The organism is uncultured Thiohalocapsa sp., assembly GCF_913062725.1.
Taxonomy (GTDB): Bacteria; Pseudomonadota; Gammaproteobacteria; order Chromatiales; family Chromatiaceae; genus Thiohalocapsa.
Genome location: NZ_CAJXWY010000032.1, coordinates 13999 through 31809, shown reverse-complemented (window position 1 = coordinate 31809; position 17811 = coordinate 13999). Strand labels below are relative to the sequence as shown.

At 69.5% G+C, this 17811-nt stretch carries 16 protein-coding genes; 4 read left to right on the top strand and 12 right to left on the bottom strand.

Going from position 1 to position 17811, the window contains the following annotated elements:
- Positions 1–121 precede the first annotated feature (121 nt).
- Together QZ588_RS10365 and QZ588_RS10360 are read left to right on the top strand one after the other, a co-directional pair.
- On the top strand, positions 122–1243 hold the full coding sequence (locus QZ588_RS10365; RefSeq protein WP_295542412.1) for an AI-2E family transporter: 1122 nt from the start codon (positions 122–124) through the stop codon (positions 1241–1243).
- A 39-nt stretch (positions 1244–1282) separates the two neighbouring features.
- On the top strand, positions 1283–1651 hold the full coding sequence (locus QZ588_RS10360; RefSeq protein WP_295542410.1) for a DUF3301 domain-containing protein: 369 nt from the start codon (positions 1283–1285) through the stop codon (positions 1649–1651).
- 15 nt (positions 1652–1666) lie between these two features.
- Here QZ588_RS10360 and QZ588_RS10355 read toward each other — a convergent pair whose 3' ends face one another.
- The 6 genes from QZ588_RS10355 to QZ588_RS10330 all read right to left on the bottom strand — a co-directional run bounded on the left by QZ588_RS10355 (position 1667) and on the right by QZ588_RS10330 (position 6985).
- Positions 1667–2107: a ClpXP protease specificity-enhancing factor gene (locus QZ588_RS10355; RefSeq protein WP_295542408.1), complete on the bottom strand. Its 441-nt coding sequence runs from the start codon at positions 2105–2107 to the stop codon at positions 1667–1669.
- Between the two features lie 61 nt (positions 2108–2168).
- On the bottom strand, positions 2169–2774 hold the full coding sequence (locus QZ588_RS10350; RefSeq protein ID WP_295542437.1) for a glutathione S-transferase N-terminal domain-containing protein: 606 nt from the start codon (positions 2772–2774) through the stop codon (positions 2169–2171).
- Between the two features lie 526 nt (positions 2775–3300).
- Positions 3301–4035 (bottom strand): cytochrome c1, encoded by a 735-nt coding sequence (locus QZ588_RS10345; RefSeq protein WP_295542407.1) that lies wholly within the window; start codon positions 4033–4035, stop codon positions 3301–3303.
- Complete coding sequence (locus tag QZ588_RS10340; protein WP_295542405.1) at positions 4032–5303, bottom strand: cytochrome b N-terminal domain-containing protein; 1272 nt, start codon at positions 5301–5303, stop codon at positions 4032–4034. Before QZ588_RS10340 ends, QZ588_RS10345 begins: the two co-directional genes overlap by 4 nt.
- Positions 5303–5899 (bottom strand): ubiquinol-cytochrome c reductase iron-sulfur subunit, encoded by a 597-nt coding sequence (petA, locus tag QZ588_RS10335; RefSeq protein ID WP_295542435.1) that lies wholly within the window; start codon positions 5897–5899, stop codon positions 5303–5305. Before petA ends, QZ588_RS10340 begins: the two co-directional genes overlap by 1 nt.
- 336 nt (positions 5900–6235) lie before the next feature.
- Positions 6236–6985 carry a Nif3-like dinuclear metal center hexameric protein gene (locus QZ588_RS10330; RefSeq protein ID WP_295542403.1) on the bottom strand — a complete coding sequence of 250 codons (750 nt, stop codon included), beginning with the start codon at positions 6983–6985 and terminating at the stop codon, positions 6236–6238.
- A 102-nt stretch (positions 6986–7087) separates the two neighbouring features.
- Between QZ588_RS10330 and QZ588_RS10325 the strand changes: the two genes are divergently transcribed.
- The gene (locus QZ588_RS10325) at positions 7088–8227 is read left to right on the top strand and encodes a trypsin-like peptidase domain-containing protein (RefSeq protein ID WP_295542402.1); all 1140 of its coding nucleotides are present in this window, start codon (positions 7088–7090) and stop codon (positions 8225–8227) included.
- A gap of 93 nt (positions 8228–8320) precedes the next feature.
- Here QZ588_RS10325 and QZ588_RS10320 read toward each other — a convergent pair whose 3' ends face one another.
- The 6 genes from QZ588_RS10320 to QZ588_RS10295 form a co-directional block, all read right to left on the bottom strand.
- Positions 8321–10213, bottom strand: coding sequence for a BatD family protein (locus QZ588_RS10320; protein WP_295542400.1), 1893 nt, complete (start codon positions 10211–10213; stop codon positions 8321–8323).
- Positions 10214–10285: 72 nt separating this feature from the next.
- Positions 10286–12409 (bottom strand): VWA domain-containing protein, encoded by a 2124-nt coding sequence (locus tag QZ588_RS10315; RefSeq protein WP_295542399.1) that lies wholly within the window; start codon positions 12407–12409, stop codon positions 10286–10288.
- A 66-nt stretch (positions 12410–12475) separates the two neighbouring features.
- Positions 12476–13453, bottom strand: coding sequence for a VWA domain-containing protein (locus QZ588_RS10310; RefSeq protein ID WP_295542398.1), 978 nt, complete (start codon positions 13451–13453; stop codon positions 12476–12478).
- Between the two features lie 48 nt (positions 13454–13501).
- Positions 13502–14035 (bottom strand): DUF4381 domain-containing protein, encoded by a 534-nt coding sequence (locus QZ588_RS10305; protein WP_295542396.1) that lies wholly within the window; start codon positions 14033–14035, stop codon positions 13502–13504.
- Positions 14032–15030, bottom strand: coding sequence for a DUF58 domain-containing protein (locus tag QZ588_RS10300; protein WP_295542394.1), 999 nt, complete (start codon positions 15028–15030; stop codon positions 14032–14034). The genes QZ588_RS10305 and QZ588_RS10300 overlap by 4 nt, the downstream gene beginning before the upstream one ends.
- Before the next feature lie 121 nt (positions 15031–15151).
- Entirely contained in the window at positions 15152–16189 is a 1038-nt protein-coding gene (locus tag QZ588_RS10295) for an AAA family ATPase (RefSeq protein WP_295542392.1), read from the bottom strand.
- 734 nt (positions 16190–16923) lie between these two features.
- Between QZ588_RS10295 and QZ588_RS10290 the strand changes: the two genes are divergently transcribed.
- Entirely contained in the window at positions 16924–17790 is an 867-nt protein-coding gene (locus tag QZ588_RS10290) for a biliverdin-producing heme oxygenase (protein WP_295542390.1), read from the top strand.
- Positions 17791–17811 lie beyond the last annotated feature (21 nt).

Sequence of the window (17811 nt, the reverse complement as noted above, 5' to 3'; positions counted from 1 at the left end):
CGGGTGGCTTGGCACGGCGACGATGGGCTATTCGAGGTGAAACGCGGCATGATAGCGTAATTGCTCTGATCGTCGGCGCCCCAGATGGCGTTGGCCGGCGCTGTGAGCGACACGCATATCTATGATGCAGCAAGATGGCTTTACCCCCGCCGCACGCTTTTTGCTGGTGGCCGGCGCCCTCGTGGTGGTGGTGGCGGGACTGAAGTCGGCGTCGAATCTGGTGACGCCCTTCCTGCTGGCGATATTCGTCGCAGTGCTGGTGATACCGCCGCTTCAGTACCTGCGCGGTCACGGCTTGCCCGGCTGGGTCGCGACGCTGCTGGTGGTGGCGTTGCTATTGGGGGCCGGCGGCGTGGTCGTGGGGTTGTTCAGCGGCTCGCTGAGCGATTTCAACGTCGCTCTGCCGCACTACCAGGAGCGGGTGAAGGGTCTGACCGGAGATCTCGACACCTGGCTCGACGGCATCGGCATCCACGTGTCACGACAAGCGCTCAACTCGATTGTCGACCCGGGCCGGATCTTCGGCATGGCCACCGATCTGATCCGCGGCCTCGGCGGCGTGCTCACCAACGCCTTCCTGATTCTGCTCACGGTGATCTTCATCCTGTTCGAGGCCAACAGTCTGCCGAGCAAGCTGCGCGCAGCCCTGCGTCAACCGGAGGCGTCGCTCACACATCTGCACGAGGTGATGCACACCATCAACCGGTACATGTTCCTCAAGTTCTGCACCAGCTTGCTGACCGGGGTGCTGCTGTGGATCTGGCTCGGCGTCCTCGGCGTCGATTTCCCCGCCATGTGGGGCATGCTCGCGTTCCTGCTCAACTTCGTGCCCACGATCGGCTCCATCATCGCCGGCGTGCCACCGGTGATGCTCGCCCTGATCCAGCTCGGCTTCCAGGAAGCGCTACTGGTGACCATCGGCTACATGTTGGTGAACATCGGCATCGGCAACTTCCTGGAGCCGCGCGTCATGGGCCAGGGCCTGGGGTTGTCGACGCTGGTGGTATTCCTGTCGCTCGTCTTCTGGGGCTGGGTGCTCGGGCCCGCGGGCATGTTCTTGTCGGTCCCCCTCACCATGGCGCTGAAAATCGCCTTGGGCGCCAACCCCCACACCTATCCCATCGCCGTGATGCTCGGCCCGGCCGAAGAGGCCAGAGCCCTCATGGCGGCGGATCACAGGCGCTCGCTGTCGCTGACGCTGCCTGAGCACGGCGACTCCGATGCGCCGGGCCGGCGCGCCTGAGCCGGCGGTCAGCGCGACGCAACACCTGGACGACAAGTCGTGAGTCTCACCATCGACAGCCTGCTCGGACTGCTGGTGATCCTGCTCACCGGTTGGCTGTGGCTCAATACCCTGCGCGCCCGGGAACTGGCATTGGTGCGGGCGCGACGCGCCTGCGAGCGCGCCGGCGTGCAGTTGCTGGATCAGGCGGTGGCGCTACGCGGCATGGGGCTCGTGTGGACTCCCCGGGGCTTGCGCCTGCGCAGGCGTTACGGCTTCGAGTTCAGCGCCGATGGTGTGGCGCGGCGCGCCGGCCAATTGATCCTGCTTGGCCTGAGCCTGGAGTCGCTGTGGTTACAGACCGACCCAACGGATACCGGACAGGTTCCGGACGAGCACGGCGCAGCACGTGGGCGCTGCGAGCCCTAGGCGACCTGCGCCACGTTACTTGACGACACGCAGATTCGGACGCGCGGGCTTTTTATTGTCCTCGTCACCGCCGGTGGCATCCCGCGTGCGAGCATCTGCGCCCTCGCCCTCGCCCTCGCCCGCATCAGCGTCCTGGGCCGGGGTCGGCTCTTCGTCCGGGAACAGCATACCCTGGCCATTCTCGCGCGCGAAGAGGCCGATCACAGCCTGTGGCGCCAGCTCGACGGCGAACGGCCGCCCGCCGAAGCGCGCGGAAAAACGGATCAGATCATTGCCGATCTGGAGACCATGCACCGCCTGCGGCGCGACGTTCAGCACGATGCGCCCGTTCTCGGCGAACTCCATGGGCACGACAGCGCTGGGGTGCTCGGCGTCGACCATCAAATGCGGCGTGCTGGCGTTATCGATAATCCACTCGTAGATGGCGCGAATGAGGTAGGGACGGTTGGAGGTCATGGCAGTCACCGGATTGACAGCACTGGCGATGTGTAGACAGCAGGGCTCGGAGCGCCCAAGGTCAGGCCAAGTCAGCGACCATTTCGCGCTCGGCCTCCGACAGGCTGCGTCGGAACGACGGCCACTCGAAGAGACGCGTGCTGTACTCCGTTACCGCGACGGCGCCGGCCGGCAGGTCTACGCCCAGCGCCGGCAGCCGCCACAACAGGGGCGCGATGCAGCAATCCACCAGCGAGAATTCCTCGCTCATGAAAAACGGGCTCGCGGCAAAGATGGGTGCCGACGTGGCGAGGCCGTCCCGCAGCGCCACACGTGCCGCCGCCGCAGCCTTGGCATCACCATGCACGATTTGACGCACCAGGGCATACCAGTCGCGGTCGACCCGGTACATCAGCAGGCGGGCATTCGCCCGACCCACCGGATCCACCGGCAGCAGTGGCGGATGCGGGAAACGCTCGTCCAAATACTCCATGATGATCTGGGATTCGTAGAGCGCCAAATCCCGGTCGACCAGCGTCGGCACGGTGGCGTAGGGATTCGCCTCGAGCACTTGGGCCGGCAGGTCCTGGGCGTCCACATCGACGACCTCGATGCTGATCTTTTTTTCCGCCAGCACCATGCGCACACGGTGGCAGTAGGGGCATTTGGGATCGGAGAAGAGCGTCATCACACTTCAACTCTCGGCAGCCGCCGGCAGGGCACATCGACACCGCCTGCCTGGTTGCCAGCGACCCAGGGGCGTGAGTCCTACGAACGCATGGTGCGCCGGCGCAGCGGCACGCGGACCGCCAGCGGCATCCAGATCTTTAGGATACACCGAAACGTCAGTATCCATTGTCTTGCGCGCCGCCTCGGCTCGCGGGGTTGGAGCCGCATCGGCGATGGTGACCGCGGCGGCATCGACGCGGTACCTCGGGGTTTTTGGGTTTTGCCGGCCGGGTGGCGGCTGGCGGAGGACGCCGTGCACCCGCTCACCTTGGGGCTCGGGATGGCGGACCGGCGCCCGAGGCCCCCGCCAGTCGTCGACCAGGCCGCAGAGGTCTGGCCCGGACAGCGATTCACGCCGGCGACGACACGACAACGCCCGCGAGCCCGGTGCAGTGACCGGAGAACGCGGGCGTTGTCCGCCGCCGTCAGCGGCGGTGTGTGGAGACCGAGACATCACCCGGTCCAGGTCATGTCCCGGCTGACGCTCAGTGCACGTCTTTCCAGAACTCCTTTTTCAGGTAGAAGGCCAGGATGAACATCAGGCCCAGGAACAGCAGCACATAGAGACCCAGGCTTCGGCGCTCGAGCTTGTAGGGCTCGCCCACATAGGTGAGGAAGTTGGTAATGTCCCTCACCATGGTGTCGTACTCTTCTGTCGTCAGTTCACCGGGCTCCACCAGTTCCACGTCGACGACCTGTGGCTCACCGCCGCCGTGATGCTCGGCGTAGACCGGCTTCTGTACGCCCTGCAGGTTAATGAGCGCGTGCGGCATGCCGACTTTGGGAAATATCAGATTGTTCACGCCGTAGGGTCGCGACGGGTCCACGTAGTAGCTCTTGAGATAGGTGTAGACCCAGTCCGGCTCACGCCAACGTGTCACGAGACTCAGATCCGGGATCTCGGTGCCGAACCACCGCTCACCGTCCGCGGGCTGCAGCGCGTTGGTCATCATGTCCGTCGGCTTGGCATCACCAAAAATGAGATTTTGGCGCAACTCGTCGTCGGGGATCCCCAGGTCCTCGGCCATGCGCTTGTAGCGCATGTACTTCAGCGAGTGACAGCCCTGACAGTAGTTGGCGTAGTACTTGGCACCGCGCTGCAGCGACGCCTTGTCCTTGAGGTCGATGTTGGCATCCTCGAGCTCCGGTCCGTGCCCGCCGGCGGCACCGGCGGTGAAGGGAAGCAGCAGCAGGATGCTGGCGATCAGTAGCGTTCTCATGTCGTCACCCTCTCCGGTACTGGCTTGGTCTTCTCGAGCTTGGTATAGATCGGCATCAGCAGGAAGAATGCGAAGTACACCACTGTGAAGATCTGGGAAAGCAGGGTGTACAAGTCCGTCGCCGGTTGCAGCCCGAGATAGGCCAGCACCACGAAGGAGACGACGAAGGCACCGAGGGCGATCTTCGAGAGCATGCCCTTGTAGCGGATGGAGCGCACGGGGCTGCGATCCAGCCACGGCATCAGGAACATGATCAGGATGGCGCCGAACATGACGACGACGCCTGGGAACTGTGATCCGCCGATGGGCGGCACCGCACGCAGCATGGCGTAGTAGGGTGTGAAGTACCACACGGGTGCAATGTGCTCCGGTGTCTTCAGCGGATCCGCCGGCTGGAAGTTTGGTGCCTCCAGGAACAGGCCACCGAGCTCCGGCGCGTAGAACACCACCGCCGAGAAGATGGCCGCGAACACCACGAGGCCGACGATATCCTTCACCGTATAGTACGGGTGGAAGGGGATGCCGTCCGCCGGTGCGTTGGCGCTCCACTTGTTGCCCTTCGGCCCCTTCTTGATCTCGACGCCATCGGGGTTGGTGGAGCCCACGGTGTGCAGCGCCACGATGTGCAGGAACACCAGGGCCGCCAGGATGAATGGGATCACGAAGTGAAACGCGAAGAACCGATTCAGCGTGGTGTCGGAGATCACATAGTCACCGCGTACCCAGGTCGATAGATCGTCCCCGACGGCGGGCACGGCGGCGAACAGGTTCACGATGACCTGTGCGCCCCAGTAGGACATCTGTCCCCAGGGCAGCAGGTAGCCGAAGAAGGCGGTGGCCATCATCGCCAGATAGATCACGACGCCGATGATCCACAGCAGCTCGCGGGGCTTCTGATAACTGCCCCACATCAGCCCGCGGAACATGTGCAGGTAGACGAGGATGAAGAAGAACGAGGCACCCGTGGAGTGCATGTAGCGGATCAGCCAACCCCAGTTGACGTCACGCATGATGTACTCCACCGACGCGAAGGCTTCTGCGGCAGAGGGCTTGTAGGACATGGCAAGCCACAGACCGGTGACGATCTGCAGCACCAGCACCACGAGGGCGAGCGATCCGAAGAAGGACCAAAAGCCCATGTTCTTGGGTGCATAGTATTGGGCGAGGTGGTCGTTCCAGACCGCCATCACAGGGAATCGCTTGTCAAGCCAGCCGAGGAAGCCCCCCGGGACCTGATCCGCAGCGGTAACCGTGGTATCGGAACTCATCAGGCCGCTCCTTCATCCTCGCCGACGAGGATGGTGTTCTCGTTGACGTATTGGTGTTTTGGGATTACCAGATTAGTCGGCGCCGGCACGCCTTTGTACACGCGACCCGCAAGATCGAACTTCGAGCCGTGGCAAGGGCAGAACCAGCCACCTTTCCACCCGGCACCGAGGTCGTCGGGTCCGAACTCCGGCCGATAGGTGGGTGAGCAGCCAAGATGGGTGCAGATGCCGATGGCGACGAAATATTCGGGCTTGATCGACCGCGTCGGGTTGGCGCAGTACGCCGGTTGTTGGGTCGCCAGCACCGAGTCCGGATCCACCAGCTTGGCATCCAGTGTCGGCAGCGCCTGGAGCATTTTCTCCGTGCGCCGGACGACCCAGATCGGCTGTCCGCGGTATTTGACGCGGAGCAGAGCGCCGGGTTCCAGCTTGCTCACGTCGGCCTGCACCGGAGCGCCGGCGGCCCGCGCCTTGGCACTCGGGTTCATCGAAGAGATGAAGGGCACGGCGATGAAGCCTGCGCCCACGGCACCGACGGCACTCGTCGCAGTGACGAGCACCCGTCTGCGCTTTTGATCCACGCCTTCTGCGTTCATTGTCTGGTCGACCCCCGCTGGGCCCGATGCCTGACGACCCGCCATCCAGAAACGTCGGGGCCGCGAAAACGTCGGGCGGTCAAAAGAAAATCAGAATATCGGAAAGCTCTTCTCGACGAATCGCACATTGTCCGTGATTGATCCGCACCGGGTCAAGGATTGCCCTAATTTGGTGTGGTTTCAGCGGCGCCGTCGGCGCCGGCGCGGCGCTCGTCTCCAAGAGACCCTCATTGCACGAAAAAGTGCGCCGGCCGACGACGACAAAGCGCAAAAACCACTAAATATTAGTGGATTATAGGACCCCAAAATCATCTGTGAGTGCCGACGGCGGCGGCGCTAGGCCGGATTATCGATGTCGATGAAGCGATGGGCGAGCCCGAAGTGGCCCGCGAGATGCTCGCCCAACGCCTGCACCCCGTAGCGCTCGCTGGCGTGATGGCCAACGGCGAGGTAGTCGAGCCCCAGTTCACGCGCCTGATGGACGGTGGGCTCGGAGACCTCTCCGCTCAGGTAGAGGTCCGCGCCCAGGGCCGCCGCCTGATCGATCAGGCGCTGCGCCGCCCCGGTACACCAGGCGACGCGCCGCACCGGCCGATCCACGACGGGCACGTGCAGCGGTGTGCGCCCGAGGCGCTCGGCCACGAGCGCCGCCAGCGCCGCACCCGGCTGTGGTGGCACCAGCAATCCGGTCCACAGCAGGCCGTCGGCGCTGGCCGGCGCCGGCTCCGTAAAGCCTAGCAGCGCCGCCAACTGGCGGTTATTGCCGAGCTGCGGATGCACGTCCAACGGCAGGTGATAGGCCAGGAGCGCCAGACCACCGTGCACCGCCGCCGCCACACGGCGACCGTGCATGCCCACCAGGCGCGGGTCTTCGCCCTTCCAGAACCAGCCGTGGTGGACCAGGAGTGCATCCGCATGCTCGGCGACGGCCGCCTCGATGAGCGCCAGGCTCGCGGTGACCCCGCTCACCAGCCGGCGCACCGGCCGCGCACCGGCGAGCTGTAGGCCGTTGGGGCAATAGTCGCTGATGGCGTTTGCCCCGAGCAGTTCATCGCAGTAACGGGCAATCTCGATACTATCCGTCATCGCTGGTGGCATCTCACGCTGTTGATGGACCCTGACCGCGGAAACACGTCGCTGAGCGCACCTTCATGCGCATCCAACCTGACGCGTGCTAGCTTAACGGCCATGACCCATCGGCTCAAAATGCTTGCGGTCGCGGCGGCGGGCTTCAGCGCCGGTGCGATGGCCGTCGTCGCCATTCTGGTGGTGACGCGGCCGGGCGGATCGACGGCGCAACCCGCACCCTTGTCAACGCCCACGACCATTTCCTATGCCGATGCCGTCGCCCTCGCGGCGCCGGCCGTGCTGCGCGTTTTCGGTCAGCGCTACGCCAACCCCGGAGCGGCGCCATCGGCGCAGACCGGTGCCGCACCCGGCCTGAGCCGTGGCTCCGCGGTGCTCCTGTCCGGGGATGGCCTGCTGGTGACCAGCGGCCATCTCGTGGCCGGCACCGATGCCATCGGCGTGCAAATGCCGGACCGCCGCATTCTGGATGCGCAGCTGCTGGGCATCGACGCCCCCACGGACCTCGCGGTGCTGCGCATCCATGAGGTGCCCGGTCCCGCCATCACCGTCGGTGACCCCGCGGCCCTGCGCCCCGGCGACGTCGTGCTCGCCATCGGCAACCCCTTCGGCCTCGACCAGACGGTGAGCTTCGGCATCGTCAGTGCCCTCGGCCGCTCTGCCCTCGGTCTCACGCAGATCGAGGACTTCATCCAAACCGACGCCGCCATCAACCCCGGCAATTCCGGCGGCGCCCTGATCGACGCCCGCGGCCGGCTGGTGGGCATCAATACCGCCATCATGTCCGACAGCGGCTACTCGGAGGGCGTCGCCTTCGCCATCCCCGCCGACCGTGTTCTTCGGGTGGTGGCGGCCATCACCGACGCGGGCGGCGCGGCGCACAGCTGGATCGGCATCGGCGCCCACACCCTGGATGCCGGGCTGGCGCGGCGCTTCGGCGTGCGCGCACCCCGGGGGGTGTTCGTCAGCCGCGTCTTTCCGAATAGCCCGGCGGCGGCGGCAGGCCTGCGCCCCGGGGACGTCATCGTCGCCGCCGCCGGCGAGCCGGTGATCACGTCGTCCGCCCTCCGCGAGGCGGTGATCGGGGCGGGGACCGGCGGGATGCTCCGGCTCTCGGTCTGGCGCGGCAGCGAGCAGTTGACCGCCGAGGTCCACACCGGCCCGCGACCAGCCTCGCAGGGGCGCGAGGCCGGAGCGGGCGCCGCCCGCGGCTGCCGCGATGGCGGCGGCGCGGGCTGCTGAGGCCCACCGCAGGCGCGGTGCGTGCGGGCATGACACCGCCGCTGACGACTCGGCGGCCCCGCCCGGGCGGGGGTCAGTGCCGCCGCCGGCCCATCAACACCGCCGCGGATAAAGCGGAGCCAGTGGCTCATCGGCGGCACCCGCAGCGTCGGCCGCCCGCCGGCCCCGCAGGACAGGCAGCACCGCCTCGGTGAGCCCGCCGCCGTCCCAGGCGCCCGCCTGCGGGCCATACAGGCGCGCCTCCAGCGCGCGCACAGCCGTCGCGGCCGCCTCACCCGTGGTGCTTTCGTCGTCCGCCGCCAGCCTGGCTGCGACGCCGTCCAGGCTCGTTGGTGCGTCTGCGCCCCAATGCACACGGGCCAGCCCCAGCAGCGCTTGGGCTGCGCGTGGTGCGTCTCCGGCGCCGGCCGCGGCACGCAGTGCCGCAGCCTGTCCCGGGCCACCACCTTCGACGGCGGCGGTCGCCCACGCCCCCCGGCCCCGGCGGCGGGCGCCGGCGGTCCGTCCACGCCACAGGCGCCCGGGCGCGGGCAGGTGCCGTCGCCACCGCCACCCCAAAAAGAGCATCCCCGCCAGCATCGCCGCCAGCAGCAGCCAGCCGACGGGACGGCGCGTGTCGGTCAGCCGGTTGGGCAGACCCGCAGCCGGCGATTCGGTGACGGCATCACCGCCGGCGCCAGCCGCGGCGACCGGGGCCGGTGAACTGTTGTCGGACGCCGTCGGCGCGGCTGGCCTGGCACCGGCGGATGCACCGCCGCCGGCGGGTCCTGCGACCTGAAAACGCCGCGCGGGCACCACCGCCTCGCGCTCCCGGCCCGCCTGCACGTCCCACCACCGCAGGCGAATGGCGGGGAACTCGATGTCGCCGCCCGCCGTGGGCATGACGGTGACCTGCTGCCGGCTGACACCAAAGAGCTGCTCGCCGTCGGTGCGGGTCTCGGCCTCGACATTATCGGCGTAGATGCGCACGGCATCCGGCGCCGGGACCTCGATCGCCGGGATCTGCGAGCCCGCGAGCCCGGCGGCGGTCACGGTGAGCGTGCGCGTAACGGGCTCACCACGGGCGAGGGCCGGGGGATCGCGCGCCCAGGAGTCGTCAAGGGCCAGATCCTGCGCGGGCAGCCACCAGGCGCCGCCGAACGCCTCCGGCTGCGGCTGCACGTCCAGGGTGACGGCGCCGGAGCGGGCCCGCACCGGCTCGCCGCGCTCGAACAATCCAGAGCCGAAATGCTCGAACACCGGGTCGCGGAACATCTGCGCAAGGCGGTCGTCACCCGCGAAAGGGCCGCCATCGGCACCGCGCAGCTCGCCTTCGAAGCTCACCGCCGGTATGCGGAGCTCGCCGCTGCGCTCCGGGCTGAGACTGAAACGCCGCTCGATGACCTCGTAGCGGCGCCCATTGCGCGTGGTGCGATACTGCACATCCTCACCGAGGCGCTCCAGCACCGCGCCATCCGCGCGCGGCTGACTGAGCTCGCCGGTGCGCAGGGGCAGCGTGCTGTAAAGCCGTACGGTGAGCGGCACCTGCTGCTGGACGTAAACGGGCTCGTCGTCGCCGCCGACGTCGATCTCCAGAAACAGGTCGTCGCCGGGCACGCCCGACGGCCCCTGGGGCAGCTCGGTGACGGTGAGCCGCAGGGCCGACGTGTGCTCGCTCCCCACGGTGATGGGCGGCACCTCGATGGTGCCCAGGCGCCGCGGCCGCAGCTGCACCTGCCAGGTGCGCATGGCGCTCTGGCGGCCGTTGACGATCTGGATGCGGCTGCCGCTGCTGGTGCCGAGCACCTCGAAATCCGCATCCAGTGCGCTCAAATCCGGCTGACCGCCGCGCAGCCCGTCGGTCTCGACGATCAGGCTGACGGTGTCCCCTTCCTGCACCGTGCTGCGATCGAAGCGCGCGCTCACGTCCGCACGCAGGGCGCCGGAGCACACCAGCAACGCCGCCATCACGACCATGAGCCACGGCTGCTTAACAGTTGCGCGCATCATCGATGCTCCAAGAAGGCTTTTGGTTGCGAGACGCGAGCCCGCGTCCAACCGTGGCGCCGCGGGTGCCCCTCACCAGGGATCCTCCGCCATCCGGCCGCGGCTGTCGCCGGCGCGCATCCGGTACTGGTACAGGAACTTGCGCCGCAGCAGGCCCGCAGGATCATCGGGAATCCGCCGCAGCCATTGGTCCGCGGCCTGACGGGATTCCAGCGCCGCCGGATCCGGCGATGCCTCGCCACCCGCCGCCTCCCGTTGACCGTCGGCCGCCGCCTCGCCAGCACTGGCGCCCGCCGCGTCGCCGGTACCGTCATCACCGCCGGACTGCGCCCGGGCGGCATCGGCGGCGGCCCGGTAATCCGCCGCCGCCTGGGCGTCGCTGGCACGGCGGCGTTCGGCTTCGGCTTCGGCCGGCGCCGATGCCTGGTCGCCGTCGCCGGCGGGCTGCGCAGCACCGCTCTGCGCCCCGGCCGCGCGCTCGGGCTCGTCATTCCCCCCGGCACCGCCGTCGCCGCCGGTGTCACGCTGCGGCTGGTCCGCCCCTGCCGCCTCATCGCCGGTATCGGGCTGCGTGGCCGCATGCTCACGCGCCTCGCCTTCGGGCGCATCGCCGCCGCCGGCGGCGTCTGTCTGCTGTTCCCCGGGGCCGCCATCGCCGCCGGCGCCGGACCGGGCCTCGGCATCCTCGCCATCGCCGGACTCGCCGCCGGACTGCTGGCCGCTGTCGCCCTGTCGGCTCTGGTCTTGCTGCTGCCCCTGGTCTTGGTCGGAGCGCTGTTGCTGGGATTGCTGCTGCTCGCGCCGCTCGAGGGCCTCCTGGACCCGCTCCCGGTTGTAAGCGGCATCCGCCATATCCGGGACGCGGGCGAGGGCCTGGTCGTAGGCCTCGAGCGCCGCTTCCAGGCGCCCGGCCCGGGCCAGGGCATTACCGCGGTTGTAGTGGGCCCCGGCGTCGTCGGCGGCGCCGAACTGCTCGGCGGCGGCGCCGAAGTCGCCGAGGCGGTATTGGGCCACACCACTGCGGGCCGGGTCATCCGCCAGGCGGGCCGCACGCTCATAGTCGCCCCGGGCGAGCGCACCCGCCGCCTGCTGATCGGGCCGCTGCCAGAGGCCGCGCCAGCGCGCACCCAGACTCGGCGACGCTGCGGCGGCGCCGGCGGCATCTGTCTGGGCGAGCGCGGGCGCCGGTGTCATCAGTGCAAGATTGCAGGCCAGCAATGCCGGCATCATCAGCCAACCGCGGCGGAACCCGAGCGCCGCCAGCGGCACCAGTGTCAGGGCGACCCAGGGGCCGAGCTCCTTCCAGACGTCGGCCTGCATGGGGTCTTCGTCCTCCCGCACCCGTGCGCTGGTGTCGCCGGCCAGGGCGTCGCGCAAATCCGCATCGTCCACGGTGATGCGCGCATAGTCACCGCCGCCATGATTGGCCAGGGAGCGCAACTGGGCCTCTTGCAGCTCGGCGATGACGGCGCCGCGGGCGGTACGCACGCCGGGCACGGCGGCGCCCTCGGGCGTGCCGACGCCGATCACCACCAGCCGGTGGCCGGCGGCGCGCAGGTCAGCCGCCGCCGAGCGCGCCCGGGCGCCACCGGCGTCGTCGGTGAGCAGTACCACCTCGCCGTCGCGCACCCCCGCCTGCCGCAGCAGACTGAGCGCCTCCTGAATGCCCCGATCCACGCGGCTGCCCGCCGCCGGCATGATGTCCGGTGACAGCGCCGGCAGCATGTTGCGAATGGTCTCGGCGTCGTCGGTGAGCGGTGCGACGGGGAAGGCGTCGCCGGCGAAGACCACCAGCGCGACCTGCCCATTGCGGCTGCGACGCAGGATATCCTCCACTTTGAAGCGGGCGCGCTCCAGACGGTTCGGCGCCAGATCCTCGGCGAGCATGGACTGGGAGAGATCCAGCACCACCACCCGCGCCGCCGCATCCCGGAAGGCCGGCACCTGGACGCGCTCGAAGGTGGGGTTGGCCAACGCGACGACGGCCACCAGCCAGCCCAGCGCCAGCAGCGCCAGGGGCCAGCGCCGGGGCCTGCCGTCGGCGGCGACCGTGAGCGCCGCCAGCAGGTGCGGCTCCATCACCCGCCGCCAGGCACCGCCGCCGCCCTGGACGCGGCCGAGGCTGACCAGGAGCAGCGCTAGCGGCAGCAGCGCCAGGAACCAGGCGGGTTGCAGAAAATGGAACTCAGCCGGCATGGCGTCCCCTGTCGGTCCGTATCGGCCCATGGGCGTGCCGGAACCCAACCGCAGCCGCCCGTTGCATTACACCAACCTCGCCAGCAGCCCGGCGCGGCCTGCCGCCACCACCGCACTCAGCACCAGCGCCGCGGCCAGCGGCCAGGCATACAGCTCATCCACCGGCCGAAAGGTGGCCTGGTCGGAAGCCACCGGCTCCAGCTCATCGAGCAGCGCATAGATGGCCTGCAGCTCATCGACATCACGGGCACGGAAATAGCGCCCGCCGGTGGTCTCGGCGATGGCCTTGAGCGTGCCCTCGTCCAACGGATTGCGGCCCAGCGTGAGACCATAGCCGCTGCGCGGATCACCGCCGACACCGATGGTGTGGATGCGCACATCGGCACCGGCCGCCAGCTCGGCGGCCTTGAGCGGTCGGATGGTGCCGGCGGTGTTGGCGCCGTCGGTGAGCAGAATGAGCACGCGCTCCTCGGTGTCGGCATCGCGCAGGCGCTTGACCGCCAGGCCGATGGCATCGCCGATGGCCGTCTCCCGCCCGGCCAGGCCCACGGCGGCCTCGAACAACAGGGTGCGGGCGGTGTCGCGGTCGAAGGTGAGCGGCGTCTGTACATAGGCCTGCTGACCGAACAGGATCAGCCCGACGCGGTCGCCCTCGCGGCGGTCCATGAAGTCGCCGGCGACGGCCTTCACCGCCGTCAGGCGGTCGACGATGCGCCCGCCGATGACCATGTCCTCTTCGCGCATGGAGCCGGAGATATCCACGGCGAGCATCAGGTCCCGGCCGGCAAGCGGCAGGGCCACCGGCTCGCCGATCCACTGTGGCCGCGCCGCCGCCAGTACTAGCAAAGCCCACGCCAACAGCCCGAGCAGCGCCGGCCAGCGCGACAGCGCCAGGCCCGGACGCTCACCCGTCGCCAGGGCGGCATAGAAGGGCACCCGCAGCGCGCCGGCGCCAGTCGCCGGCGCCCGCGGCAACAGCCGGCGCACCAGCCACGGCAGGGGCAGCAGGGCCAGTGCCCAGAGATGTGTCAGCTCAAGATCCATATCCGGTAACCGGGTCTGGCGATGGGGTCTGGCGATCGGTTTCTGAGGCTAGAGGTTCTGGCGCAGCCAGCGGCGCGCCAGGGCCAACAGCGCCGGCGCATCGCAGTCCTGCCGCGGTGCATACACACCCTCGGCGAGCACCCGCCCGGCGCCGGCGGTGAAGCCGCCACCACCGCCGGTGCGGTCCAGAAAGGCGAGCCAGTCCTCACCGGTGAGTGCTGCGACCTCTGCGTGCGGAAAGCGGCTCAGCGCCGCCCGCTTCAACAACGCCGAGACGCCGGCGATGAGTGCGGGGCTGCAATCGCCGCCGTGCAGGCCCTCGAGCTCGGCGATGATCCGCTCACGCCGGCGCCGGCGCCGCCAGACCCGTCGCAGGCGCCAGAAGCCGGGTAGCAGCGCCGCCAGCAGCAGCGCCGCCAGCAGCCACCAGCCCGGCGCCGGCGGCCAGGCCGGGGGCGCCGCGGGCTCGTGGATGTCGCGCAGATGCAGCTGCTGTGGCGCACCCAGGGCCGGGTGTGCGGGCGGCAGTGCGGCCGACGTCGGCGGCGCGCCGGTCGGATCACCACCTGCGGCCGTGCTCATGCCGCACCTGCGCTCGGCGTCAGCGCGCTGGGCGACGGGCCGGACTGGGAACTGGACTGGGCTCGCGTGCGCAGCAGCTCCATGAGCACGCGTACCGGGTCCGCGTCCGTCAGGCAGGACACCAGCGGCACGCCATTGCCCGCCATCAGCGCCCTCACCGCCGCCTGGTGTGCATCGAAATGGCTGCGCCAACGCTTGCGCTCGCGCACATCGACGGCATCGAACACACCGCGCCTGCGGCCGTCACTGATGGCGTAGCGGCCCGGCGGCGGCGGCGCCAGCTCCAGGGCATCGAGCAACTGCACCGCGAGCAGATCGTTGTGGCGCGCGAGGTGGCTCAGGTGGCGGCCGGTGTCAGCGTCCATGCGATAGAAATCCGAGAGCAGGAACACCAGGCTGCCGGGCCGGGCGACACGGCGCAGGCGCACCAGGGCGTCCCCCAGGCCGTGGTGCTCGGCGGGCATGGCCGCCACCGGTTGAATGCGCCGCGCGGGATCACCGGCGTCCACCAGCGCGCGGATCAGCCGCATCTGACCACGCCGCCCGCCGCGGGGCGCGAGCTCGGTATGGCCGCCGTTGAACAGCAGGGCGCCGACACGATCGCCGCGGCCGACGGCGGACCAGCCGATGAGTGCCGCCAGGCGCGCCGCCTGCACCGATTTGAACACCCCGCGACTCGCAAAGAACATGCTCGGACCAAAGTCCACCAGCACCACCACGGGGCGCTCGCGCTCCTCGTCGAAGACCTTGATGTGCGGATGGCCGGCGCGGGCGGTGATGCGCCAGTCCATGGTGCGGATGTCGTCCCCTGCCTGGTAGTGCCGCGACTCGCGATAGTCCATGCCACGGCCGCGAAAGCGTGAGCGGTGCACGCCGGCGAGGGCCGCACGAGAGGTGGCGACACGCTTGAGCTGCAAGCGCTCCGCCCGTGCCCGCAGGCCGATCAGATCCTCAGCGCTGACACGAATGGCCGGATGGTCAATGGGCTGGGACATGGCGCGCCTTCAGAGTCAGTACAGTGTCGAGCAGCCATCGCGACGGCGCAAGACCGGCGCCGCACGCCTGCCGCCGCCGCGCAACCGCCGGAGCATCCTGACAGTATCCAAACCCCACCCCTCACACCGCCGGCACATGGCGGATCAACGCACCGACGAAGGCGTCGGTATCCACGCCCTCGGCCTCCGCCGCGTAGCTCAGCAGCACGCGATGGCGCAGCACGTCGAAGGCGACGGCGTGCACGTCCTCCGGCGTCACGTACTCGGCCCCCCGCAGCCAGGCGCGCGCCCGGGCGCAGCGGTCCAGGGCAATGGTGGCCCGGGGGCTGGCGCCGTAATCCACCAGTCGCGCCAGATCGGCGTCGTAGGGGGCTGGATCGCGGGTGGCGAGCACCAGCTGAATCAGGTACTCCTCCAGCTGGCCGGCCATATGCAAGTCCATCACCGCTTCCCGGGCGGCGCGGATCTGCCCATGGCCGATCTGCGGCTCGTGTGCAGCCTCCGGGCTGTCGAGATCGCCGCGCGCCTGCGCCCGCGCGATGTCCAGAATCCTGCGCTCCGAGGCCGGATCCGGGTAGCTCACGCGCACATGCATCAGAAACCGATCCAGCTGCGCCTCGGGCAGCGGATAGGTGCCCTCCTGCTCGATGGGGTTCTGCGTGGCCATCACCAGGAAGGGCCAGGGCAGCTGATAGGTGCGCCCGCCGACGGTGATCTGGCGCTCGCCCATGGCCTCCAGCAGCGCCGACTGCACCTTGGCGGGGGCGCGGTTCACCTCGTCGGCGAGCACCAGATTGTGGAACAGGGGGCCGGGCTGGAAGTGGAAGCTGGCGGTTTCGGCGCGGTAGACATCGGTGCCGGTGAGGTCTCCGGGCAGCAGATCCGGCGTGAACTGCACGCGCTGGAAGTTGCCCTCGATGCGCGCGGCGAGCTCCTTCACGGCGGTGGTCTTGGCCAGGCCCGGGGCGCCCTCCACCAGCAGATGCCCGTCGGCCAGCAGCGCGATGAGCAGGCGCTCGATCAGCGCATCCTGGCCGACGATGCGCGCACGCAGATCCGCGCGCAGCCGGCCGAAGGCGGCCTGCTCCGGGCTTGTCGCCGTGCGCTCCCGGACCTCCGACGCGGCTGCCGCGGCCGTCTCTGGGCTTGGTTGGGACATGCGAACTTTCCTCAGCAGTGTGTTGCGCTTTGCGCACCGTCGGCGCGGCGCGTCGATACCCGACATCGATCAACCGTCCGCCGCAAGCCGCAGCCCGCCGGGCGGCGGCCACCGGCCCGGCGGCAGGGAGGCTGTCGCGGCGCTGACGGGGGCGTCTGCCCACTGTGCCTCGGCCACCACCGAGCCCGCTAAGCCCGAAGACCCGTAAACCGCGCCGTTGTGAGGGTGCCACGGACCGCATTAATCCTGGGCTGCCGTAGCGTTACCAGGCTGTAATCAACGAACCCGGCACCCGCTCGCCAGACCTGCGCCTAAGCCGGCGCCACCGGAGGCGTCGACGAGCGGCGCCGGCGCAGTGGCGCGATCGCGGCGCCTTGATGCCCTGCCGGGCCGCCCAAGCCAGACGTTTCGCGTGGGCGACAGATGTATGATCGCGTCGTCGGGCCCGGCCGAGTCTTGACTGTCTGCGCGTGGCATTGGCTCGGACGTGGGCGAGTTGGGCCGGGACCGAGGCACTGCGATTCGCGGGCACCGCCAATGAGCAATAGCTGCGCGCCCAAAGCATCCATATCAACCCGGAAGACGTCGCCACCGGTTATGTCCGTCTCAAGCAACCGCCGCCTCGTGCAGTGGACCGAATCCAGCCGGGCAGCCGGCCGCGCTGAGGTACTCCTCCGGCGGCGGGGGCCGTTCTTCCTCGACGCCACCGATGGGCTGCAGCCCGCCCGGCGCCGATGACCGCGGCCACCCGACAGACGGGCGACGAGCGGGTAACGGATCAGGTCCGCGGGACACCCGGGCTGATGCGCCGACTGCGCGAGCACACCGCGGCCATTCACGCCGCCACCGAAGCCCTGCCGCTCATGCAGACCGTGCTCGGCCCACAGCCGAGCAACGCCGGCTATGGGCACTATCTGCTGACCCTGCACGGCGTCTACGCAGCCCTGGAGCCCGCCCTCTACGCCGCCGTGCCACCACCCCTCCTCACTGCCCTGGGCATCGCCCCAAAACTGCCGGCCCTGCAACAGGACTTACGGGCGCTGCGGGGCTCGGCGGCCGCCGAGCCGCCGCCGGCCGAAGACTTGCGCAGCGAGATCGACCGGCGCTTGAGCGCCGCCGGCACCCAACGCACGGCGATGGCCCTGGGCGGGCTTTATGTGCTGGAGGGCGCGACCCTCGGTGGGCAGGTCATCGCCAGACGCCTGCGCAGCCACTGGCCCGCCGCATGCGCCGCCAGGTCGTGCGGCGACTCCACCGACGGCGGCACCGGCAACGGGCAGCACGTCGCGCTCAGTCCACCCGCGGGCGGCCCACAGGCCGCGCAGGCGGCGGCTGTGCCCCTCCCCACTGCCTTCCTCGAGTTCCGCAGTCACCGCCGGACCGGTGACTGGCGATGCTTCGGTCGCGCGCTGGAGACCTGGGCGGTACAGTTGCCGCACAGCGTGCCCGCGGTGCTGAACGGCGCCCTGAGCACCTTCGAGGTCATGCACGCCGCCTTTGCCAGGGCCGGGGCCAACGCAACCCATGGCCAAACGCGCGGTTCTCCGGGCTGCCCGAGCGACGTCTCGGACTTGCCCCCGACCGAGCGGACCAGCACCTGACGACAAACCAACCGCCAACAA